The organism is Arthrobacter sp. NPDC057013 (genome assembly GCF_042674585.1).
Classification (GTDB): Bacteria; Actinomycetota; Actinomycetes; order Actinomycetales; family Micrococcaceae; genus Arthrobacter.
This window is the reverse complement of sequence record NZ_JBHUSE010000021.1, coordinates 24,639-45,040: the sequence shown is the minus strand read 5'-3', so window position 1 is coordinate 45,040 and position 20,402 is coordinate 24,639. Positions and strand designations below refer to the sequence as shown.

Sequence of the window (20,402 nt, the reverse complement as noted above, 5' to 3'; positions counted from 1 at the left end):
ATTCAAAGGAGATTGGGCCATGGCGGAAACCATCATTGTGGGTGTTGACGGAAGCGGGACTGCACGCAAGGCGGCTGAGGTGGCGCGGGATTTGGCTGCCGCGCTGGGCGCCAGGCTCCACGTCGTGTCCGCGTTCGATACCGACCGGACCGAAGTCTTCGGCAGCGGCAGCGACCGGTGGATCGTCTCGGACGCCGGGGAAGCAGAAAAGGTGGCCCGGGACGTGGCGGCCGGCCTGGCCGCCGGTGAACTGGACATCACCTATTCCTCCGCGCGGGGCAAGCCGGCCGAAGCCCTGGTCAGGGAGGCAGACCGACTCGAGGCAAGGATGATCGTTGTGGGAAACCGGCGCATGCAGGGCCTGGGGCGGGTGCTGGGCAGTGTGGCGAACAGCGTGGCCCACAGCGCTTCCTGCGACGTCTACATCGCGAATACGTACGGCGCCGACTAGCCACAGCGGGCCTGACTTGACGCGGATCACCGGGGCTGGTGGGCAGTCTCACCCCGTTTTCCGGCGACCAGGCATGCCCGGAAAGATAAAATTGGAGTTGCCCCCGATGGTGCGGACAAACCCAAATCTACCTTTCAGGGGAACACTGTGCTTACTCTCCAGCGTCGCCACCTCGTCGGCCACGACATCCTTCTTGCACGCCACGGCAACCACATCAGCGCCATGCGCGTGGACCGTTCCGCCGGCCGCGTGATTGCCCTCCTCGACGACGGCTCCGTGGACAGCGCCCCGAACCTCATCTCCCCCGACCTGCAGTTGCCGGACACGCTGAAGAGCGTTATCCGCGAAGACTGGAAGTTCCTCACGCTCGTGAGCACCGGCATCGCCGCCGTTTGCGGCGTTATGCTGGCCGCCGCGGTGAGCATGGCCGGCATGTCCGGCGATCCGGCCATGGCCCAGCTGCTGGCCAACTCCTACTCCGCGTACTGAGCCGGCCAGGCGTCTGCCTGGGGTCTGTCTCCGGCGTCAGCCGAGCCGGACCAGCACCTCACGCAGCAGCCACCACAGGCCGGCGGTGACTCCGCCGCCCACCAGGGCACCCGCAACAACCTGCGCCACCGTATGGGCGCGCAGCACCACCCGGGACCAGCCGACAGCAGGAATCAGCAGCAGCAGCGGCAACCACTGGACACCCAGGATCAGCACCGAGATGACCGTCGTCAGCGCGATGGACCCGGCGTGGCCGCTGATCTTCCAAAACAGGCTGATAGCAGCGAGCACCACCACACCGCCAACTATCGCGAGCACCACCACAATGACGCTGTACGGTGCGTTGATGGCCAGGAGCACTCCCAGCCCCGCGAGCAGCGATACCACTGTCATGGCGAGCACCGGTGCGCGCTGCTTACGGTCGCTGACGTGGTGGTCCGTCACCTTGCCCATCCGGACCAGAAGGATGACGGCGGCCAGCGGCAGCACGCACACAAACAGCACCGCTACTGCGCCGAACCAGACGGTGCCCGGAAAGCCGGGTTCCATGGCCGGGCTGAGGAGCAGCAGCAGCGCCACGGTGATGGGCGGCTGAAGGGCTTCCGTAATGACCCGGGCCACGCGGTTCTTCACGCGGATCCTGGCGATCCCGCGATCCTCACCCATGGGAACCCCGTCCCTGCCTGTCCGGTCCATCCCCCTTTCCCCGGAGAGTACCCCTCCGGGGCCAGCCAGTCGAGCAGCCGCCTGGGCAATCAGTCGAGCAGCAGGGCCGGCTCTTCCAGGATGGCGGCGACGTCGGCCATGAAGCGGGCGGAGAGGTCGCCGTCCACGACGCGGTGATCGAAGGATCCGCCGAGCGTGGTGATCCACCGAGGAATGACCTCACCGTCCAGGACCCACGGCTTCTGCTTGATGGTCCCGAATGCCACGATGGCCACTTCACCGGGGTTGATGATGGGGGTACCGGTGTCGATGCCCAGGGCGCCGATGTTGGTGACGGTCAGCGTGCCGCCCTGCATCTGCGCCGGCTGGGTCTTGCCGGCACGAGCGGTGGTGGCGAGCTCGTTGAGGGCCAGCGCCAGTTCCTTGAGGGTCAGGTCCTGGGCGTTCTTGATATTCGGAACCATCAGCCCGCGTGGCGTGGCCGCGGCGATGCCCAGGTTCATGAAGTGCTTGACGTGGATCTCGGCGGCGTCGCTGCCGTCCGGGTTGTCCACCCAGGTGGCGTTCACGCTCGGGTTCCGTGCCGCCGCCCAGATGACGGCCTTGGCAAGGATCAGCAGCGGGGAGACCTTGATGCCCTCGAAGTCGCGGGAAGCCTTGAGCCGCTTGACGAATTCCATGGTGCGGCTGGCATCCACGTCCACGAAGATGCTCACGTGCGGCGCGGAGAACGCCGACTCCACCATGGCCTTCGCGGTGGCCTTCCGGACGCCCTTGACCGGGATGCGCTCGACCCGCTGCTCCTGCGGACTGCCGGACGTGCCCCAGAAGGTGTCCGCCTTGTCCACTTCCGCGTCGCGCTGCGCCTGGTAGCTGACCAGATCCTCGCGCGTCACCTCGCCACGCGCGCCGGTGGCCACGACGTCGGCCAGGTCGATGCCGAGGTCGCGGGCGATCTTGCGCACCGGCGGCTTGGCCAGGACCCTGTTCATGAGCCCGGAAATGGCCCCGCCAATGGTCGGCTTGTCGGACTCGAGCGCCGGAGTCCACTCAGGCCGCCTTGCCGGAACCGGCCCGGCCAACGGCCCTGGGCTGGCAGGAACGTCCAAAAGCACGTCCTCCACGGAGTGGGGCTGGACAGGCTCCACTTCCGGAGCACCGTGGACTGTATCTGCCGGTATCGCGGGCCGCGTCAGGCGCGGGCGCCGTTTCACGGCGTCGGCCTTCGGACCCGAACCCACCAGCGGACCGGCGGCAAGGCCGCCGGCGGCAGCTCCGCCGTCGGACTTTTCACTGCCGGCGCCGGAACCGCCGTCCGCCGGGAGCTTTCCGTACATCGGCGCGGGCGCGTCGGCCGGGGTGGGGTCGCCGTGCATCGTGTCAGAGACGCTGATAATGGCGGTCCCGACGTCGACCGTTGCCCCTTCCGCGACCAGCAGTTCGGCGACGGTGCCGGCGTACGGCGACGGGAGCTCCACGAGGGACTTGGCCGTTTCGATCTCGCACAGGACGTCGTTAATGGCCACCTCGTCGCCGGGCTTGACCTTCCACGAAACGATCTCTGCCTCGGTCAGGCCCTCACCGACGTCGGGGAGGTTGAACTTGTTAAGCGTCATGGGATCCTCGGGTTCGAAAGCTCGGGCGCTCCGGAGCTGCGGAGGCGGTGGGCGAAAGAGTCATCTGGCGCTGGTGCGCCATGGCATCAGTACGCGAAGGCGCGGTCCAGTGCCTCAAGGATGCGGTCGATGTCCGGCAGGTAGTCCTCTTCGATCTTGGCCACGGGGTACGGCATATGGAAGCCCCCGACCCGGATGACCGGAGCCTCCAGCGACAGGAAGGCCCGTTCGCTGATGCGGGCAGCGATTTCGCCGCCGATGCCGCCGAAGGTGGGTGCCTCGTGCGCCACGACCAGCCGGCCCGTTTTCTTGACGGAGGCTTCGATGGCGTCGAAATCGATCGGTGAGATGGAGCGCAGGTCGATCACTTCGATGCTTCGGCCGTCCTCGGCCGCGGCGTTGGCGGCGGCGAGGGCCACGGGGACGAGCGGGCCGTAGACCACCACGGTGGCATCGGTTCCCTCCCGGACCACATGGGCCTTGAACGGGTCTTCAGCCGGGCCTGCCGATTCTGTGTCCACGTCGCCCTTGAGCCAGTAGCGGCGCTTCGGCTCGAAGACGATCACCGGGTCCTGGCAGTTCACGGCCTGCTGGATCATCCAGTAGGCGTCGTGGGGGTTGGACGGCGTGATGATGCGCAGGCCGGGGGTGTGCGCGAACAGTGCCTCGGGCGATTCCGAGTGGTGCTCGATGGAGCCGATGCCGCCGCCGTAGGGAATGCGGATGACCACGGGCACGGTGAGGTTGCCGTTGCTGCGCGAGTGGATCTTCGCCAACTGGGTGGTGATCTGGTTGAAGCCGGGGAAGACAAAGCCGTCGAACTGGATTTCGGCAACGGGCAGGTAGCCGCGCAGCGCCAGGCCGATCGCGGTTCCGATGATGCCGGATTCTGCCAGCGGGGTGTCCACCACGCGGTCGGCGCCGAATTCACCGATCAGGCCGTCGGTCACGCGGTAAACGCCGCCGAGGGGTCCGATGTCCTCGCCCATGAGGAGGGATTTGGGGTTGTTGCTGAGCGTGGCGCGCAGGCCTTCATTGATGGCCTTTGCAATGGTCATGGTGGTCATCAGCGGCCTGCCCCTTCTCCCTCGTCCTCGCCGGCAAAGCCCGCGCTGTACTCTTCGAACCACGCCAGTTCCTCGGCCACGAGCGGATGCGCCTCGACGTAGGTGTTGGCGAAGGCGGTCCTGATGTCCGGGGCGTCCGACGCGTAGGTGGACTTCCGGATGTAGGCGGCGAGTTCGTCGCCCTCGGCAGCAACCTTGGCGAAAAAGGCGTCATCGGCCATGCCCTCGGCCCGGAGGTACTTCTCCAGGCGGTCCAGCGGGTCCTTTTCGCGCCACAGGGCCTCTTCCGAGGACTCGCGGTACTTCGTGGGATCGTCGGCCGTGGTGTGGGCACCCACGCGGTAGGTGAAGGCCTCGATCAGGACGGGGCCGTTGCCCTGGCGTGCGTGCTCGAGCGCCCATTCGGTGACGGCGTGGACAGCTATGACGTCGTTACCGTCCACCCGGATGCCCGGGAAGCCGTAGCCCTTGGCGCGGTTGGAGAGCGGGATGCGGGTCTGCACAGCGGTGGGCACGGAGATGGCCCAGTGGTTGTTCTGGCAGAAGAAGACCACGGGGGCGTTGTACGAGGAGGCAAAGACCATGGACTCGTGGACGTCGCCCTCGGAGCTCGCACCGTCACCGAAGTAGACCATGACGGCGGCCTTCGGCTCTGCAGAGCCTTCCACATCCTGGGCGCCTTCCAGCCTCTGCGCTTCGGCGAGCTTCTGGTCGCGCTGGATGCCCATGGCGTACCCGACGGCGTGCGGGGTCTGCGCAGCCAGGACCAGCGTGTACAGGTGGAAGTTGGTGTCTTTGGGGTTCCAGCCGCCGTTGGATACGCCGCGGAACTGCTTTAGCAGTTCGGCCAGGTCCACGTTGCGGGTCAGGGCAACGCCGTGCTCGCGGTAGGTGGGGAAGATGTAGTCCTGCGGCTGGCTGGCCCGTCCGGATCCGATCTGGGCGGCTTCCTGGCCGGTCAGCGGCACCCACAGTGCCAGCTGGCCCTGCCGCTGCAGGGCGGTGGCTTCCTGGTCAAAGCGGCGGATGGCCGCCATGTCCGCGTAGAAACCCCGGAGCTTTTCGGCGTCGAGACGCCCTGCGTACTCGGAGAACACGGAGTCTGTTCCGAGCGTTCCGTCGGGGCCCAGCAGCTGGACCATCTCAGCCGAGGGCACACCCAGGGCAGCCTCGGCCTGCGCCTCGAGCTGGTCGTCCAGTTCCGTTCCATCGAACTCGGTGGAGGGCAGATGTGTTGCGCCCATACCGTCTCCTTGCCTGCCGCATCCGGATGCGTTGCAATGTCGCTGGGATATATGCCTCGCGGGGAATGCATTACCGGCGCGGCATATATATTTGGCTTACTGTTCCTTACTTTATCCGGCGTAGGTAGCGCCGGCTGTTTGTTAAGCGCTAGGAACGGCGTGGCGGTTTTGTGTAGACCGCACAGATTTCCAGGAATCGTGTATTCGCTTCCGCTTCGCCGATGCTGACCCGGACGCCTTCGTTTCCGAAGGCCCGCACAGACAGCGCCCGCTCCCCGGCGAGCTGGGCAAACTCCGCGCTGTTCTCGCCCAGATCGAGCCAGACAAAGTTCCCCTGGGCGTCCGGAACGAACCAGCCGAGGTCCCGGAGGCCTGCTGTCACGCGGTCCCGCTCCTCCACCAGGCTTTGTACCCTTTCTACAACCTGGTCAAAATTCTGCAGCGACACAACGGCGGCCCGTTCGGCGATCTGCGAGACGGCGAAGGGGGTAGCGGCAACGCGCAGGTGCTGGGTGAGCTGTGGCTGGGAAACGCTGTAGCCGACGCGGAGCCCGGCGAGGCCGTGCGCCTTCGAGAACGTCCTGAGCACCACCACGTTGGGGTACTTGCGGTACATTCGGATGCCGTCCACGGCGTCCTCTGCCCGAACGAACTCCTGGTAGGCCTCGTCGATGACCACCACTACGTCCGAGGGGATGGCGTTGATGAAGCGCTCAGTTTCCTCGGCGGTGAGAGCGGGGCCTGTGGGGTTGTTGGGGGTGCACAGCAGGATCACCTTGGTTCGGGCAGTCACGGCTGCGGCCATGGCGTCGAGGTCATGGCGCCCGTCGGCCGTCACGGGGATCCGGACGCTCTCCGCCCCGGCCAGCCCGACGCAGATGGGGTAGGCCTCGAAGGACCGCCACGCGTAGATGACTTCGTCAGGTTTGCCGTCGTCGTTCTGGCCGGCGAACGTGCTCAGCAGCTGGGTGAGGGCGCCGAGGCTGCCGGCACCGGTGACGATGTCCTCGGCCGGCACGTCGAGGAACCCGGCGAGCGCGGTGCGCAGCTTGGTGCTAAGCGGGTCGGGGTAGCGGTTGAAATCTGTCTGCGCGGCAATGGCCTCCACCACGGCCGGGATGGGCGGCAGCGGGTTCTCGTTGGACGACAGTTTGTAGCTTGCAAGGCCGTCGACGGCGACGGGCGGCTTGCCTGCAGCGTAGCGGGGCAGCCGGTCAACCACCGGTCGGGGCCTCAGGCCCCCCGCCATAGTCTCTGATGAAGTCATGCCACCTAGCCTATGCCCCTGGCTGCCAGCTTGACCTTGCGGTGTGACAGCATGGGCGCATGCGGTCTTTCATCATGCGCGTGATCATTAACGGACTGGCGCTGTGGATTGCCAGCTGGCTTCTGCCCGGCTTGGATATCTCCACCACAGCCACCACGGAAGCTGTCGCCAAGACCGGAGTGAACCAGGGAACCGACGCCGCCGGCATTGTCCTCGCGTACCTGTTCATCGGGCTGATTTTTGGCCTGGTCAATGCGTTTGTGCGGCCCGTGGTCAGCTTCCTCTCCCTGCCCATCACGATCCTGACGCTGGGGCTGTTCACGGTGGTGATCAACGCAGCGATGCTGTACCTCACCTCGTGGATCAGCGGCTACACGCCGGTGCACTTCACGATCGATTCGTTCTTCTGGACCGCGGTGCTGGCTGCCATCATCATCACCATCATTTCCCTGGTGGCTGACCGGCTTCCCGGCGCCCGCCACCGCTGACGCCACCACTGCCCGGCCGCGGGCCGGCACCACCGCCCGCGCCGCCGCCACCGCTGATGGGAAGGATGGTCCTGCCCAGATCGAGCAGGGGCAGTTGCCGCACAGGTGCAGGCGCCTTCGGTGCACGGACCAGCTGGAACCGGGTGGCCCTGGCCGTTCCTCCCGCCCCCACCACTGCGGCCAGCGCGCCGGTGGACGCCACCAGCGAAGGGTCGGAGCTCGCCGAGACAGCCCTGGCCCCGGCCTCGTAGTTGGTGAGCCTGTGCCCGGGGCCGAGGCCGGCGTCCTCACCAGGCGGGGTCCTGACCAGACCGTTGAGCGTTACTGTCACCCGGTCCCTGGTGTCAGGATTGGGAAGTCCTTCACTGCCCGGAACCCAGTCCTGCCGGTGCTCCAGATGCAGGCTGCTGACGCCCGGCGCCGGGTTTATCGCCCCCACCGGTGATCCCGCGGTCAGGACGTACTTGAGGTTGTACTCGGCCAGGAAGGCCTTGTCCTGGCTGAGGTTCATCGCATGGATGCCGCCCTGGCTGTAGCCCACGGCCACTACCTGGTCCCCGGCTTCGGCCCCGGCCTGCTGCAGGGCCGCCCGGACGGCGGCGGCGGTGTACTCGGATCCGTATCCGAAGGCCTCACCGACGCCGGCCTCATCGAACGGGTTGGGGCCGCCCATGTTGCCGGGCTGCGTTCCGGGAATGATCACGATGAATGCGTCCCGTCCCCCGCTGGTTGTCTGGATGACCTCGATCTGGCCGGGTCCGGCGTCATCCACCGTCCCGGCCCGGGCAAGAAGACCCGCCGGGGACGCCTCCAGGTCGATGTCCGTGGACCCCTGCTTCAGTGCTGTGACGGGCCGGGGCCTGAGTTCCGGCAGGACGCGGTCCAGCAGCATCCGAGCCAGGGTGGGGACACTCGACCCCGTCATGCCGGACGCGAGCGCCGTCTTCACGGCCGCGTCCATGGCACTCAGCCGCACTCCCAGGAGCGCCGCCAGAATCGTGCCGGCCACCACGGGGTCACTTGATGTGATCGCCTCGGTGCTGGCCGTATTCAGGCGCAAGTCCCCGGCCAGGCCAAAGTCAAGCAGTTGCCGTCCCCACAACCACGATGCGTCCCAGTGGAGGTACGCAATGAGCTTATTCGCCGTCTCGGCAGCGCTGTACTCGAGCCGGCAGGCATGCACACCGGCGGCCAGCCGCTCCAGCTCCTCCCGCACCACCGCCACAGCACGCCGCCCCTCCCAGACAGCGGCCAGCGCCTCGGCACCGCTGGCCGGATCGTCCCGCTGGTAGCTTCCCAGCGACTCCCAGACCCGGTAGACGCCCAGCTCTACAGCCGCCAAATCCCGGGCGAGGGTGTCCAGTTCCCGCGCTCCCGCATCCAGCTCCTCGAGCTGGAAGGAGATCCCGCCCACTCCGCCGCGCACGGAAAGGACACCGTTGGAGGCTGGCTCAACCGGGCGGAGCTGCCCGCCGTTGCCGCCCGGCGGCGCCTCGGCCATCAGTAGCCGCCGGGGGCAGGAGGGGCGGACTGTGCGACGTGGAGGGAGTGCCGCCGCAGCGCCAGGGCGGCGGCAAGCACCCCTTCCCGTGCCCCGGCGAGGGCAATGGCCTGCACCCGGAGGCTGGACCGGTAGGCCTGGCCGGCAGGCGATTGCCAGTGCATGAGCTGGAGCTGCGAGAGCCTGGCCCGCACGGCATCGAGCTGTTCCACGCAGGTCTCGACCTGTCCGGCCAACAGCTGCACTTCAAAGCTGCGCGACGAACATGCCGCGGCATCAGCCGCCGTGATGCCCGCGCTCGTCGCCGTCATGCTGGCGCTCATGCGTTTACCCCCATCCCCAGTGGGCCGGCGCTCCGGCGCCCGGCTTTTCCCTCGGTTCCTGCCCACGACGCTAAGGTGCCGCAGCCGCCGGCGGAACGGCCGGCGTCGTCCATGTGGAGAAGTGGCCGGGAGCGGGGCTATGGAGGGGAAGTCACACGCAATCCCGTGCTTCAGCGGGCACAGAACTTCATGAAAGAATCAGGTCATGCCTGAAACTGCCGCCACAGCTGACACCCGTACGCCCTCCGGACGCCTCGCCCTCGCCGCGTCAGGGGAACAAATCGCGCTCGGCCCGCTGGACGGCCGCTACAAGTCCGCCGTCGCTCCCCTCGTTGACTACCTGTCCGAGGCAGCCCTCAACCGCGACCGCGTCGCCGTCGAGGTTGAATGGCTTATCCACCTGACCGGGGACAACGTCCTCCCGGGCGCCGGCCCGCTGACCGAGGACCAGCAGCAGCAGCTGCGCGCCATCGTCACCGAATTCGATGCCGCCTCCGTCACCGAGCTGGCCGAAATCGAAGCCGTCACCGTCCACGACGTGAAGGCCGTGGAGTACTACATCGGCCGCCGCCTGCCCGCCATCGGCATCGAAAACCTGACCGCCATGGTGCACTTCGGCTGCACCTCCGAGGACATCAACAACCTGTCCTACGCCCTGGGCGTGAAGGGTGCTGTGGAGGACGTGTGGCTGCCCGCCGCCCGTGCCCTCGTGGCCCAGATCAGCAAGATGGCCGAGGACAACCGCGCCGTTCCGATGCTGTCCCGCACGCACGGCCAGCCCGCCACGCCCACCACCCTGGGCAAGGAACTCGCCGTCATCGCGCACCGCCTGAACCGGCAGCTGGACCGCGTCGCCAGGACCGAATACCTCGGCAAGATCAACGGCGCCACCGGCACGTACGCCGCGCACGTGGCTTCCGTCCCCGGCGCCGACTGGCAGCAGGTCGCGAAGTCGTTCGTGGAGAAGCTGGGCCTGACCTGGAACCCGCTGACCACCCAGATCGAAAGCCACGACTGGCAGGCCGAGCTGTACGCCGACGTCGCCCGCTTCAACCGGATCCTGCACAACGTCTGCACGGACATCTGGAGCTACATCTCGATCGGCTACTTCGCGCAGATTCCCGTGGCAGGCGCCACCGGCTCGTCCACGATGCCGCACAAGGTCAACCCCATCCGCTTCGAAAACGCCGAGGCCAACCTCGAGATCTCCTCCGGTCTCCTGGATGTGCTGGGCTCCACCCTGGTCACCTCCCGCTGGCAGCGCGACCTCACGGACTCCTCCAGCCAGCGCAACATCGGCGTCGCCTTCGGCCACTCCCTGCTGGCCATCTCCAATGTGGCCAAGGGCCTGGAGCGGCTCGACGTCGCGGAGAGCGTGCTCGCCGAGGACCTCGACACGAACTGGGAAGTCCTGGGTGAAGCCATCCAGATGGTGATGCGCGCGGAGGCGATTGCCGGCGTCGAAGGCATGGAGAACCCGTATGAGCGGCTCAAGGACCTCACCCGCGGCCAGCGCGTGGACGCCGCCCGGATGCAGGAGTTCGTCCAGAGCCTGGGCCTCTCCGCAGAGGCCGAGGCCCGGCTGCTCGCCCTGACGCCGGGCAAGTACACCGGCATCGCAGACCAGCTGGTGGACCATCTCAAATAAGTACGACGGCGGTGTCGGGCTTTGGTGCCCGGCACCGCAGCTGTTTCCGGCGGATTCCGCAAGAAGTAGCCGGACCCGAGGCGGCCGTGCCGTCTACCTTTCGACGACGATGACAAGGAACGCGACACCATGAGGCTGCTGCTCATCCGCCACGGCGAGACTCCCGGGAACGTGCTGGGGCAGCTGGACACCGCCCACCCTGGCCCGGGCCTCACCGAGCTGGGCGAGCGCCAGGCGGAGGCGCTGCCGCGGGCCTTGGTAAACGAGCCGATCAGCGCCCTGTATGCCTCCACACTGGTCCGCACCCAGATCACCGCCAAGCCGCTGAGCCGGGAGCTCGGCCTTGACGTGAAGATCCTGGAGGGCATCCACGAGATCGAGGCGGGTGCCTTGGAAAAGCTGACGGACCACGAGTCCCACCGGCGGTACATGAGCACCGTCTTCGCCTGGGCCGACGGCGATTTTGACCGCCGGATGCCTGCCGGACCCGACGGCCACGAGTTCTTTGAGCGCTATGACGCCGCGATTGCCAAGGTGGCCGCGGAGGCCGCCGACACGGGCGCAGTCGCCCTGGTGAGCCATGGCGCCGCGATCCGTGTCTGGGCGGGCCACCGGGCGGACAACAGCGACATGGAATTCGCCGCCCGGCACGTCCTCGCCAACACGGGCATCGTGGCTCTGGAAGGCGATCCCGACGCCGGCTGGAACCTGATCCACTGGGACGCCAGCCCTGTCGGCGGCCTTGCCCTGGCCGACCCCACCGCCGAGGACCCGATGGGAAAGACCACGGGCTAGATCCGCTGTTGCGCCAAGTGTTCCCACGGCGCTTACCGGCAGGAAACACCGCGGTAACGGCGCGCTCCTAGCCTTGATTCGCATAACCCTTCGGCGAATCGAGGCACAGATGCAGACCAATCCAAGGCTCAACATCCGGAAAGTCAGCTGGTCTAACCCTGTGGGCGCCGACCTGCGCGCGGCGCAGCAGGCTGAACTGGACGCCCGCTTCGGATGTGCCGACCATGAGCCGGGACCCAAGCCGTCCGAAGTGGATACCGCCGTGTTCCTCGTGGCCTACGACAAGGGGTCGGGCCAGCCGGTGGGCTGCGGCGGCCTGCGGCTGCTCGACTCCGAGACGGCGGAGGTCAAGCGCCTCTACGTTCTCCCCTACACCCGCGGCTCCGGCGTGGCCAGCTCCATCCTTGCGGCCCTCGAGGCGGAGGCTTTTGCGCGGGGGATCACCCGGATCACGGCGGAGGCCGGCTCGGCGCAGACTGACGGCCGCAACTTCTACGCGAACTCCGGCTTCGATCCGGTTCCGAATTTCGGTCCCTACATTGGCGTCGAGCACTCGTACTGCTTCGCCAAGCGGCTCAATTCCCGCAGCGCAGCGCACACCGCCATGGCCTGAGCGTTCCCGCAGCGACGGCGGCCGTCACACTCCGATGGGTCGGGCCGCCGTCGGCTAATCTCGCGCTATGGAAACCAAAGACATTACGTTCCGCACCCGCAAGTGGGTGCGGCCCGAGGACCTCAACGCCAACGGAACACTGTTCGGTGGCAGCCTGCTGAAATGGATCGACGAGGAAGCCGCCATCTACGCCATCCTCCAGCTCGGCAACGGCCGCGCCGTCACCAAATACATCTCCGAAATCAACTTCGTCAGCTCCGCGGTCCAGGGCGACCTGATCGAGATGGGCCTGACCGCCACGCGCTTCGGCCGCACGTCGCTGACCATGCGCGCCGAGGTCCGCAACATGATTACCCGGCAGAGCATCCTCACCATCGAGGAGATCGTGTTCGTGAACCTCAGCTCCACCGGCAAGCCGGAGCCCCATGGCTACACGGAGATCACCTACGACCGCGACCGCATTCCCACGCATCACCTCACGGAAACGCTGCAGCAGGACTAGCGCGCCGCCGTCGTCCGCGTTTCCCGAAAACCTACCGGGACGCCAGCCTCAGCAACCCGTCGCGCAGCGGCTGGGACCGTTCGGCCAGGGCCACGCCCGCCATGGCGGAGGAGGCAAGCCGCAGCAGCTGGGTTTTCAGGGCGCGCTGCCGATTGTAGGCCTTAAGAGCGTATTCCACCGGATGGGCGTTGAGGAGTTCGGCCAGCGTGACGGCGTCCACCAGCGCTTCACAGGCGCCGCGGCCAAGGTTGGGCGTCATGCCGTGGGCGGCGTCGCCCGCCAGGACGGCGCCCGGCCGCACGAAGCTGCCGAGGTTCGGCGTGGTCCAGATGCGCTGCGCCAGTGTGGCGTCGGGCGTCGCCTGCTCCAGCACCGTGCGGACGGCCGGTGTACCTCCCGCGAAGCGCTCCTTGGCCTGCTGCAGCGCGCTGGCGGCATCAACGCCTGCCGGGCGCAGGTTGGAGCGGAACGAAGCGTACCAGTAAGTCCTGCCGCCGGACGCGGGCGTAATGCCGAACAGCTGTCCCCGGCCCCAGTATTCCCCGCCGGACTCGGCCCGGACGGGCACGGGCAGGACGCCGCGCAAGGCAAGGTACGGCGTCAGCCTGGCCTGCGACCTGGCGCCCCAGAAGGAGCGGCGCACCACGCTGTGGACGCCGTCGGCCCCCACCAGCAGGCCTGATGCCAGCGGCCCGGTAACGGGTACCTCGTCCACCCTGCCCTTGACGCGGCGCACGGAGGCGGGCACGGCGGCGTCGAGGATCCGGATGATGTCCGCCCGTGAGACGCCGAGAACCCCGCGAACCTCCGGTGCCACCAAGACTGTCCCAGCCGCATCGCGCAGGGCCATTCCGCCAAAGGCCGTGCCCGCCTCCCTGATCTGCGGCAGCACCCCCAGCACAGCCAGCGCCGCCTGCGCCTCCGGCCACATGGCCAGCGACGTCTCCACCGCCGGCACGCCGGGCCGCTGCTCGTGGATGGTCACGTCGAAGCGGTCCTGGTCCAGGCCCGCCCCGAGCGCGAGGCCGGCAATGCCGCCGCCGATGATCGTTATGGCTTCCATGGACCCGATCTTAGGCCCGACGGCGGAACGCTGGCTTGGGCTGCCTGCCTCGCGTAACCGGCCGTCCCCCGCACGCGCGGCCGGGGCCCTGGCCGGTCATGAGGGGCAAGGCCGGTCATGAGGGGCAAGGCCGGTCATGAGGGGTTGGCCGGTCGGCCGCAGGGTTTAGCGGGACGGCCACCCGGTGTAGGCCTCGGCAAGGTACGCCTGGCCGTGGTGCGAGGACACGACCGAGTTCAGCTCGCCGAGCTGGCGGGCCCGGGCGAAGTCACCGGCGTCGGCGGGGGTGTGGAGCATGGTGGTCATCCAGTAGGAGAACTGCTGGGCTTTCCATACGCGGTCCAAAGCGCGGTCGCTGTAGGAATCCAGGAGCGACGTGGAGCCGCTGTTGTAGTAGCTGTCCAGTCCTTCGAACAGCACCTTCACGTCGTGGATCGCCAGATTCAGGCCCTTGGCGCCCGTAGGCGGCACCGTGTGCGCTGCGTCGCCGGCCAGGAACAGCTTGCCGTGCCGCATGGGCGTGTGCACGAAGCTGCGGAACGGCAGGACCATCTTGTCGATGACCGGGCCCTCCTTCAGCTCGAAGCCGTTGCCGTTGACCCGGCTGCGGAACTCCGCCCAGATCCGCTCATCGTTCCAGTCGGCCACGTTTTCCTTGGGGTCGCACTGGAAGTACATCCGCTGCACGGTTTCGGTGCGCTGGCTGATGAGGGCGAAGCCGTTCTCGGAGTTGGCGTAGATCAGCTCGTCGGAACTGCGCGGCGCTTCGGCGAGGATGCCGAACCAGGCGAAGGGGTACTCGTGGAAGTACCACTTGCGGTTTGCCTCGGGAATCTGGAAGCGGCAGTGGCTGCGTGAGCCGTCGGCACCGGTGATGAAGTCGGCCTGGAGCTCATACTCCACACCGTCGGCATCCGTGAACCAGACCTTGGGCTTGTCCTCGATGTCGTGGATGGTGGTGTCGGTAACGCTGTAGCGCACGTCGCCGCCGTCAGCCTCACGGCGTGCGGCGAGGTCCATGAAGACGTCGGTCTGCGGGTAGAGCCAGACCGACTCCCCCACGAGTTCCTTGAAGTCGATGCGGTGGCTTTCGCCGTTGAACCGGAGCTCAATGCCGTCGTGCCGGTCGCCTTCGCGCAGCACGCGGTCGGACACGCCGCCGTCGACGAGCATGTTTACCGTGCCGTGCTCCAGGATGCCGGCGCGGACCGTCTCCGAGATTTCCTGGCGGCTGCGGATTTCTATCACGGTGGATTCGATGCCGGCCTTGGCCAGCAGGTGGGACAGCATGAGTCCAGCCGGGCCTGCGCCCAGGATGGCCACCTGGGTGGTGATGATCTGTCGTGCCATGGTGTTCCTCGCTTCATTGCGGGGCCCGGGAGTCCGGGCGGAAGGTGGTTGCTGGCTAACAGTGTGCGCCGGAAGGTGCGGCGGGCGTTACAGAAATTCCGCTGAATGGAATCCGTTACGAGCCGGGAAGATTAACCAGCACCCTCGCCGAGGCGCCGCGCTATGCCGCGCGCCGCGGTCTGGAGCGCCGGGACCAGCGCCTGCATGCGCATCTCGCGGAGGGGAACCACGACGCCGATCGCCGCCACCGCGCGCTTCTGGCCGTCCAGCACGGGAACAGCAATACCCCAGGTGTCGGGATCGATCACGCCCGCCAGTTCGGCGAAGCCCTGGTTCGCAGCCTCGGCCAGCAGGGCGCGCACTTCGTCGCTCCCCACCTTGCCGGCCGGATCGGCAAACTGGTCCAGGTATTCGGCCTGGACCGGCTTGGGCTGGTGCGACATCAGGGCCAGTCCGGCCGAAGACACGTGCACTGCCATCCGGCCCGCGATTTGGGCCCTGTTGGCGACGGATCCGCGGCGGGACAACCGCTCCACGAACAGCGCTTCCCAGCCCTCGAGCACGGCGAGGTTCACATTCTGATTCAGCACATGCTGGATGTCCTCCATGAACGGCATGGCTGCCTGGCGCAAGGCCAGCGTGGGCGAGTTGCGGTTCACCAGCTCCCAGAGCCGGAGGCCCAGCCGGACCGAGCCGCCGGGACCCGTTTCCAGGAGCCCGTGCGTGGCCAGCTGGCGAACCAGGCGGTGGGCGGTGGTGAGGGGAAGGTCCGCGCGCTCCGCGAGCTCGGACAGCTGCAGGACGGTGACGCCGGCCGGGAACGCCGCGATGACGCGCACCACGCGGTCCACCACCGAATCCCCGGACTCTGAATTGGCCACCGCGCCCCGCTTCCATTGAATGGTTTGAGTTGTCCCAGATTACACCCGGCGGTGATACAAATCTCATGTCGAATATGGCAGCGGCAACCTTCGATCCCGCACCTTCGATTCCATAAAAGTTTCTACCCGGACGATGAGGTTCCCCATGTCAACGCTCCCTGTTGCCCGCCGCTCTCAGTGGCCTGTCTGGCTTTGCTGGCTGGCCATGGTGCTGGACGGCTTCGACCTGGTGGTGCTGGGCACCGTCATACCTACCCTTATCAAGACCCACGAGCTCGGCTTCGACGCCATCGGCGCCACCTACGCGGCCACCATTTCGCTGGTGGGCGTGGGCATCGGGGCGCTCTTCATCGCTCCGCTTTCCGACCGGCTGGGACGGCGCCGCCTCCTCGTGGCCTGCGTCGCGTGGTTTTCGCTCTTCACCATCGCGGTGGTTTTTGCACCCAACGTGGCCGTTTTCGGTATCTTCCGTCTGCTGGCCGGCCTGGGCCTGGGCGCCTGTCTTCCGGCGGCCCTGGCCTACATGAATGACTACGCCCCGGCCGGCACCGCCGGCAAGTCCACCACCAGGACCATGACCGGCTACCACGTGGGCGCCGTCGCCACCGCGTTCCTGGCCATTCTGGTAGTGCCGGACTGGCGCATCATGTTCGTCGTCGGCGGACTGGCCGGCTTCGCCCTGGTGCCGCTCCTCTGGTTCCGGCTGCCGGAGACCCTGCCGCCGGCGCGCGCAGCGGCACCCGCCGCGGCGCAGGCGGGAGGGGCGAGCAGCCAGAGCCGCGAGCCACAGGCCGTTGGGGCTGCGCCTGCAGAAGCAGCCCAGGCCAGCTTCCGCGACCTCACCCGCAAGCCCTACCCCTTCGTCGCCCTCGGCATCGCGGTGGCTTCCTTCATGGGCCTCCTGCTGGTGTACGGCCTGAACACGTGGCTGCCGCAGCTCATGGCCTCCGCCGGATACACCGTGAGTGCGGGCCTCGTGCTGCTGCTGGTCCTTAACGTGGGCGCCGTCGTGGGCCTCGTGGTGGCCGGCATCCTGGCGGACAAGCACGGCACCAAGAAGATCGTCCTGCTGTGGTTCGGCCTTTCCGCAGTCTTCCTCGCCGTCCTCAGCATCAAGGTCCAAAGCGAACTGCTGCTCAACGCGGCCGTCTTCGTGACCGGCGTCTTCGTCTTCAGCTCCCAGGTCCTCGTCTATGCCTGGGTCAGCCAGCTGTTTCCGGCCCGGCTCCGCGGCACCGCCCTCGGCTTCGCAGCGGGCGTCGGCCGGTTCGGTGCCATCATGGGACCGGCCGTCACCGGAACACTGGTAGCTGCCGGCATCGCCTACCCGTGGGGCTTCTACGTGTTCGCGGCTGCAGCCGTCCTGGCGGTGGTTGCGTTGGTGGCCGTCCCCCATGCGGTCGCCGCGGTGCCCGGCCAGGAGGCCGCCGTCGTCGAACGGTCGTGAGGAACGCTCAAAAGTAAGCCCCTGGCGCGAATGACGGCGGCGGGTAACCTTGGGGCAGTAAGTTCACTTACCATCCCTGGAGGCTGACCCCATGACGGACCGGATCGCAGACATCTGGGGTGAACGGACACCCCACGGAAGCGGGCAGCCGTGGCCCGAGCGCGTGGACCAGGTCCTGGCCGAGGGGCTGAGTGACAACGACGTGGACCGCTGGGTGCAGTCGGCATGCGTCCTGTGCAGCAACGGCTGCGGCTGCGACATCGCCGTCAAGGACGGCAGGATGGTGGGCATCCGCGGCCGCGCGGCAGACCGGGTGAACCGTGGTCGGCTGGGACCCAAGGGCCTCTACGGCAGCTGGCAGGGCGAGGAGCACCGGGACCGCCTGACCCGCCCGCTGATCAGGGTGGACGGCAAGCTGGTGGAAGCGGACTGGGACACCGCCATGGGCCGCATCGTGGAGCGCAGCAAAGAGCTCCTGGCCAGCAAGGGCCCGCTCAGCCACGGCTTCTACACCAGCGGGCAGCTGTTCCTCGAGGAGTATTACGCGCTGGCCATCCTCGGCAAAGCCGGCATCGGCACGCCGCACATGGACGGCAACACGCGCCTGTGCACGGCCACGGCCGCGGCTTCGCTGAAGGAGTCCTTCGGCGCCGACGGCCAGCCGGGCAGCTACGCGGACGTCGACGAGTGCAGCGCCGTCTTCCTGTATGGCCACAACATGGCCGAGACGCAGACGGTGCTGTGGTCGCGCGTGCTGGACCGGCTGGACGGGCCGAACCCGCCGAAGCTTGTGTGCGTGGACCCGCGCGACACTGAAGTGGCCCGCCGGGCCGATGTGCACCTGGCCGTTCATCCGGGCACCAACCTGGCGCTCATGAACGGCCTGGTCCGGGAGCTCTTCGCCAACGGCTGGATCGACGAGGCCTACATCGCCGAGCACACCGCCAACGTGGACCAGCTGCGCAGTGTGGTGGAGCCGTGGACCCCGGAGAAGGTGGCGGAAACCTGCGGCGTGGACGCCGCCGACGTGCGGCGCGCGGCGGAGATCTTCGGCACCGAAGGCAGGGTGCTTTCCACGGTCCTGCAGGGCTTCTACCAGTCGGCCCACGCCACGGCGTCCGCGTGCCAAGTCAACAACCTGCACCTGCTCCGCGGCATGCTGGGCAAGCCAGGCTGCGGGCTGCTGCAGATGAACGGCCAGCCCACCGCCCAGAACAACAGGGAATGCGGGGCCGACGGCGACCTGCCGGGCTTCCGTAACTGGGAGAACCCGCAGCACGTGGAGGACCTGGCCCGGCTGTGGAACGTGGACCCCGGCATCATCCCGGACTGGGCCCCGCCGACGCACGCCCTGCAGATCTTCCGCTACGTCGAACAGGGCTCCATCGAACTGCTCTGGATCTCCGCCACGAACCCGGCCGTGTCCATGCCGCAGCTCGAACGGATCCGGCACATCCTGGACAAGGACAGCCTGTTCCTGGTGGTCCAGGACATCTACCTCACCGAGACGGCACAACATGCCGACGTCGTCCTCCCCTGCGCCGCGTGGGGCGAGAAGACCGGCACCTTCACCAACGTGGACCGGACAGTCCACCTGTCCGAGAAGGCCGTCGATCCGCCCGGCGAGGCACGGAGTGACCTCGACGTCTTCCTCGACTACGCCCGCCGGATGGGGTTCACGGACAAGGACGGCCAACCGCTGCTGGACTGGTCGGGCCCCGAGGACGGCTTCGAGGCCTGGAAGGAATGCTCGCGTGGCCGCCCCTGCGACTACACCGGCCTCAGCTACGACAAGCTCCGCGGCGGCAGCGGCATCCAATGGCCCTGCACCGGGGAGAAGCCGGCAGGCACCGAACGGCTGTACACCGACGCCGAATTCCCCACCGCGCCAGAGTACTGCGAGTCCTTCGGCCACGACCTCCTCACCGGCGCCACCATCGGCGAAACCCGGTACAAGGCAACGGTGCAGCCCGGGAAGGCCTGGCTCAAGGCCCTCGACTACACCCCGCCGCATGAGGAACCGGACGCCGAGTACCCGCTGCGCTACACCACCGGCCGGACGGCGTACCACTTCCACACCCGGACCAAGACCGGCCGCAGCCGCCGCCTCAACGCCGCCGCACCCGAGCCCTGGATCGAGATGTCCGTCGAGGACGCCGCGCGCGCCGGGTGCCAGGAGGGGGACATCGCCCGGGTGACCTCCCGCCGCGGCAGCCTCGAGGTTCCGGTCCGGGTCGGCGACATCCGGCCGGGCACCGTCTTCGCGCCGTTCCACTACGGATACTGGGACACGTCCCACGGCGGTGCTGCCGCCGGCAGCGGGACCGGGGATCCCGCCGTCGTCCTCAAGCCCGACGGCGGCCGGCACCGTGCCGCGAACGAACTCACCATCACCGAATGGGACCCGGTGTCCAAGCAGCCGCTGTTCAAGAACGCGGCCGTCCGGGTGGAAAGGCTGCGCAGCGGCGACGGCCCGTCGAAGGCCCCGGACACCACCGCATCCCGCCGCGCCACAGGAGCCCAGCGATGAAACTTCCTGTCTACATCGGCCTGCTGGACGAGGCGGAAGCCACGCTGGCGTCGTCGTTCCGCGTGGTGGCGGACGGCCACGGCGACGAGCCCGACGTGCACTTCATCCTGCAGACGTTCGCCAAGAAGTGCGACGCGCACCGGGAGGCGCTGAAGCCGGTCATCGACCGCTATGGTGAGGACGTCGAGGGCGAGGAGGAGCACCGGCTGACAGCCAACGGCGTGAGGGAGGTCCGCTCCGGTCCGCTGGCTCTGATGCTGGACCTGCAGGACCTGTACGTGCTGGTCAGCCACATCGACGTCACCTGGATGATGGTGGGACAGGCCGCCAAGGGTGACCGGGACAAGGAGCTTCAGGGCGTGGTCAAGCAGTGCGAGGGAGACTCCGCGCTGGAGATCCGCTGGCTGCAGACGAGGATGAAGCAGGCCGCGCCGCAGGCGCTCCTGGTTGCCGAATAGGGA

General features: G+C 67.7%; 20 protein-coding genes. 10 read left to right on the top strand and 10 right to left on the bottom strand.

Translation table 11 applies throughout. The annotated features are described in order from the left end of the window. Positions 1-19 precede the first annotated feature (19 nt). The gene (locus ACFTSA_RS20415; RefSeq protein ID WP_377953626.1) at positions 20-451 is read left to right on the top strand and encodes a universal stress protein; all 432 of its coding nucleotides are present in this window, start codon (positions 20-22) and stop codon (positions 449-451) included. A 147-nt stretch (positions 452-598) separates the two neighbouring features. Beyond that, a complete protein-coding gene (locus tag ACFTSA_RS20410; RefSeq protein ID WP_377953625.1) occupies positions 599-940 on the top strand; it encodes a hypothetical protein in 342 nt (113 codons plus the stop codon). Positions 941-976: 36 nt separating this feature from the next. Here ACFTSA_RS20410 and ACFTSA_RS20405 read toward each other — a convergent pair whose 3' ends face one another. From ACFTSA_RS20405 to hisC, 5 genes are all read right to left on the bottom strand, one after another. Further along, positions 977-1,606: a phosphatase PAP2 family protein gene (locus tag ACFTSA_RS20405; RefSeq protein ID WP_377953623.1), complete on the bottom strand. Its 630-nt coding sequence runs from the start codon at positions 1,604-1,606 to the stop codon at positions 977-979. An 89-nt stretch (positions 1,607-1,695) separates the two neighbouring features. Further along, positions 1,696-3,222, bottom strand: coding sequence for a 2-oxo acid dehydrogenase subunit E2 (locus ACFTSA_RS20400; protein ID WP_377953621.1), 1,527 nt, complete (start codon positions 3,220-3,222; stop codon positions 1,696-1,698). A gap of 86 nt (positions 3,223-3,308) precedes the next feature. Beyond that, positions 3,309-4,289 (bottom strand): alpha-ketoacid dehydrogenase subunit beta, encoded by a 981-nt coding sequence (locus ACFTSA_RS20395; RefSeq protein ID WP_377953620.1) that lies wholly within the window; start codon positions 4,287-4,289, stop codon positions 3,309-3,311. Beyond that, on the bottom strand, positions 4,289-5,533 hold the full coding sequence (gene pdhA, locus ACFTSA_RS20390; protein WP_377953619.1) for a pyruvate dehydrogenase (acetyl-transferring) E1 component subunit alpha: 1,245 nt from the start codon (positions 5,531-5,533) through the stop codon (positions 4,289-4,291). Before pdhA ends, ACFTSA_RS20395 begins: the two co-directional genes overlap by 1 nt. Before the next feature lie 148 nt (positions 5,534-5,681). Continuing rightward, positions 5,682-6,800 carry a histidinol-phosphate transaminase gene (hisC, locus tag ACFTSA_RS20385; RefSeq protein WP_377953618.1) on the bottom strand — a complete coding sequence of 373 codons (1,119 nt, stop codon included), beginning with the start codon at positions 6,798-6,800 and terminating at the stop codon, positions 5,682-5,684. A 59-nt stretch (positions 6,801-6,859) separates the two neighbouring features. Between hisC and ACFTSA_RS20380 the strand changes: the two genes are divergently transcribed. Continuing rightward, positions 6,860-7,288, top strand: coding sequence for a phage holin family protein (locus tag ACFTSA_RS20380; protein ID WP_377953616.1), 429 nt, complete (start codon positions 6,860-6,862; stop codon positions 7,286-7,288). On the opposite strand, the gene ACFTSA_RS20375 is transcribed toward ACFTSA_RS20380, so the two are convergent. Both ACFTSA_RS20375 and ACFTSA_RS20370 read right to left on the bottom strand, forming a co-directional pair. After that, entirely contained in the window at positions 7,242-8,789 is a 1,548-nt protein-coding gene (locus tag ACFTSA_RS20375; protein WP_377953615.1) for a hypothetical protein, read from the bottom strand. The two genes, ACFTSA_RS20380 and ACFTSA_RS20375, sit on opposite strands and share 47 nt — an antisense overlap. Next, positions 8,789-9,112, bottom strand: coding sequence for a hypothetical protein (locus ACFTSA_RS20370; protein ID WP_377953614.1), 324 nt, complete (start codon positions 9,110-9,112; stop codon positions 8,789-8,791). The genes ACFTSA_RS20375 and ACFTSA_RS20370 overlap by 1 nt, the downstream gene beginning before the upstream one ends. 205 nt (positions 9,113-9,317) lie before the next feature. Here ACFTSA_RS20370 and purB point away from each other — a divergent pair, with 205 nt between their 5' ends. The 4 genes from purB (at position 9,318) to ACFTSA_RS20350 (ending at position 12,670) form a co-directional block, all read left to right on the top strand. Further along, on the top strand, positions 9,318-10,760 hold the full coding sequence (gene purB, locus ACFTSA_RS20365) for an adenylosuccinate lyase (RefSeq protein WP_377953612.1): 1,443 nt from the start codon (positions 9,318-9,320) through the stop codon (positions 10,758-10,760). 129 nt (positions 10,761-10,889) lie between these two features. Then, complete coding sequence (locus ACFTSA_RS20360) at positions 10,890-11,555, top strand: histidine phosphatase family protein (RefSeq protein ID WP_377953611.1); 666 nt, start codon at positions 10,890-10,892, stop codon at positions 11,553-11,555. A gap of 109 nt (positions 11,556-11,664) precedes the next feature. Continuing rightward, on the top strand, positions 11,665-12,168 hold the full coding sequence (locus ACFTSA_RS20355) for a GNAT family N-acetyltransferase (protein WP_377953609.1): 504 nt from the start codon (positions 11,665-11,667) through the stop codon (positions 12,166-12,168). Between the two features lie 67 nt (positions 12,169-12,235). After that, a complete protein-coding gene (locus ACFTSA_RS20350) occupies positions 12,236-12,670 on the top strand; it encodes an acyl-CoA thioesterase (protein ID WP_214852015.1) in 435 nt (144 codons plus the stop codon). 31 nt (positions 12,671-12,701) lie between these two features. Here the strand turns inward: ACFTSA_RS20350 and ACFTSA_RS20345 are convergent, their stop codons facing one another. From ACFTSA_RS20345 to ACFTSA_RS20335, 3 genes are all read right to left on the bottom strand, one after another. Continuing rightward, the gene (locus tag ACFTSA_RS20345; protein ID WP_377953608.1) at positions 12,702-13,733 is read right to left on the bottom strand and encodes an FAD-dependent monooxygenase; all 1,032 of its coding nucleotides are present in this window, start codon (positions 13,731-13,733) and stop codon (positions 12,702-12,704) included. A 165-nt stretch (positions 13,734-13,898) separates the two neighbouring features. Continuing rightward, complete coding sequence (locus tag ACFTSA_RS20340) at positions 13,899-15,083, bottom strand: 4-hydroxybenzoate 3-monooxygenase (protein ID WP_377953607.1); 1,185 nt, start codon at positions 15,081-15,083, stop codon at positions 13,899-13,901. Between the two features lie 131 nt (positions 15,084-15,214). Next, a complete protein-coding gene (locus ACFTSA_RS20335; protein WP_377953605.1) occupies positions 15,215-15,964 on the bottom strand; it encodes an IclR family transcriptional regulator in 750 nt (249 codons plus the stop codon). 145 nt (positions 15,965-16,109) lie between these two features. Here ACFTSA_RS20335 and ACFTSA_RS20330 point away from each other — a divergent pair, with 145 nt between their 5' ends. The 3 genes from ACFTSA_RS20330 (at position 16,110) to ACFTSA_RS20320 (ending at position 20,399) form a co-directional block, all read left to right on the top strand. Continuing rightward, positions 16,110-17,411: an MFS transporter gene (locus ACFTSA_RS20330; RefSeq protein WP_377953604.1), complete on the top strand. Its 1,302-nt coding sequence runs from the start codon at positions 16,110-16,112 to the stop codon at positions 17,409-17,411. A gap of 91 nt (positions 17,412-17,502) precedes the next feature. Next, positions 17,503-19,941 (top strand): molybdopterin oxidoreductase family protein, encoded by a 2,439-nt coding sequence (locus ACFTSA_RS20325; RefSeq protein WP_377953603.1) that lies wholly within the window; start codon positions 17,503-17,505, stop codon positions 19,939-19,941. Next, the gene (locus ACFTSA_RS20320; protein WP_377953602.1) at positions 19,938-20,399 is read left to right on the top strand and encodes a hypothetical protein; all 462 of its coding nucleotides are present in this window, start codon (positions 19,938-19,940) and stop codon (positions 20,397-20,399) included. Before ACFTSA_RS20325 ends, ACFTSA_RS20320 begins: the two co-directional genes overlap by 4 nt. The last annotated feature ends 3 nt before the right edge of the window (positions 20,400-20,402 follow it).

What these genes read in the sequence shown, in the direction of transcription:
- ACFTSA_RS20330 (WP_377953604.1), top strand. Translation starts at nt 16,110, where the DNA reads ATGTCAACGCTCCCTGTTGCCCGCCGCTCTCAGTGGCCTGTCTGGCTT.
- ACFTSA_RS20395 (WP_377953620.1), bottom strand. Translation starts at nt 4,289, where the DNA reads ATGACCACCATGACCATTGCAAAGGCCATCAATGAAGGCCTGCGCGCC.
- ACFTSA_RS20380 (WP_377953616.1), top strand. Translation starts at nt 6,860, where the DNA reads ATGCGGTCTTTCATCATGCGCGTGATCATTAACGGACTGGCGCTGTGG.
- ACFTSA_RS20400 (WP_377953621.1), bottom strand. Translation starts at nt 3,222, where the DNA reads ATGACGCTTAACAAGTTCAACCTCCCCGACGTCGGTGAGGGCCTGACC.
- ACFTSA_RS20355 (WP_377953609.1), top strand. Translation starts at nt 11,665, where the DNA reads ATGCAGACCAATCCAAGGCTCAACATCCGGAAAGTCAGCTGGTCTAAC.
- hisC (WP_377953618.1), bottom strand. Translation starts at nt 6,800, where the DNA reads ATGACTTCATCAGAGACTATGGCGGGGGGCCTGAGGCCCCGACCGGTG.
- ACFTSA_RS20350 (WP_214852015.1), top strand. Translation starts at nt 12,236, where the DNA reads ATGGAAACCAAAGACATTACGTTCCGCACCCGCAAGTGGGTGCGGCCC.
- ACFTSA_RS20405 (WP_377953623.1), bottom strand. Translation starts at nt 1,606, where the DNA reads ATGGGTGAGGATCGCGGGATCGCCAGGATCCGCGTGAAGAACCGCGTG.
- ACFTSA_RS20320 (WP_377953602.1), top strand. Translation starts at nt 19,938, where the DNA reads ATGAAACTTCCTGTCTACATCGGCCTGCTGGACGAGGCGGAAGCCACG.
- ACFTSA_RS20415 (WP_377953626.1), top strand. Translation starts at nt 20, where the DNA reads ATGGCGGAAACCATCATTGTGGGTGTTGACGGAAGCGGGACTGCACGC.
- ACFTSA_RS20345 (WP_377953608.1), bottom strand. Translation starts at nt 13,733, where the DNA reads ATGGAAGCCATAACGATCATCGGCGGCGGCATTGCCGGCCTCGCGCTC.
- pdhA (WP_377953619.1), bottom strand. Translation starts at nt 5,533, where the DNA reads ATGGGCGCAACACATCTGCCCTCCACCGAGTTCGATGGAACGGAACTG.
- ACFTSA_RS20370 (WP_377953614.1), bottom strand. Translation starts at nt 9,112, where the DNA reads ATGAGCGCCAGCATGACGGCGACGAGCGCGGGCATCACGGCGGCTGAT.
- ACFTSA_RS20325 (WP_377953603.1), top strand. Translation starts at nt 17,503, where the DNA reads ATGACGGACCGGATCGCAGACATCTGGGGTGAACGGACACCCCACGGA.
- purB (WP_377953612.1), top strand. Translation starts at nt 9,318, where the DNA reads ATGCCTGAAACTGCCGCCACAGCTGACACCCGTACGCCCTCCGGACGC.
- ACFTSA_RS20375 (WP_377953615.1), bottom strand. Translation starts at nt 8,789, where the DNA reads ATGGCCGAGGCGCCGCCGGGCGGCAACGGCGGGCAGCTCCGCCCGGTT.
- ACFTSA_RS20340 (WP_377953607.1), bottom strand. Translation starts at nt 15,083, where the DNA reads ATGGCACGACAGATCATCACCACCCAGGTGGCCATCCTGGGCGCAGGC.
- ACFTSA_RS20360 (WP_377953611.1), top strand. Translation starts at nt 10,890, where the DNA reads ATGAGGCTGCTGCTCATCCGCCACGGCGAGACTCCCGGGAACGTGCTG.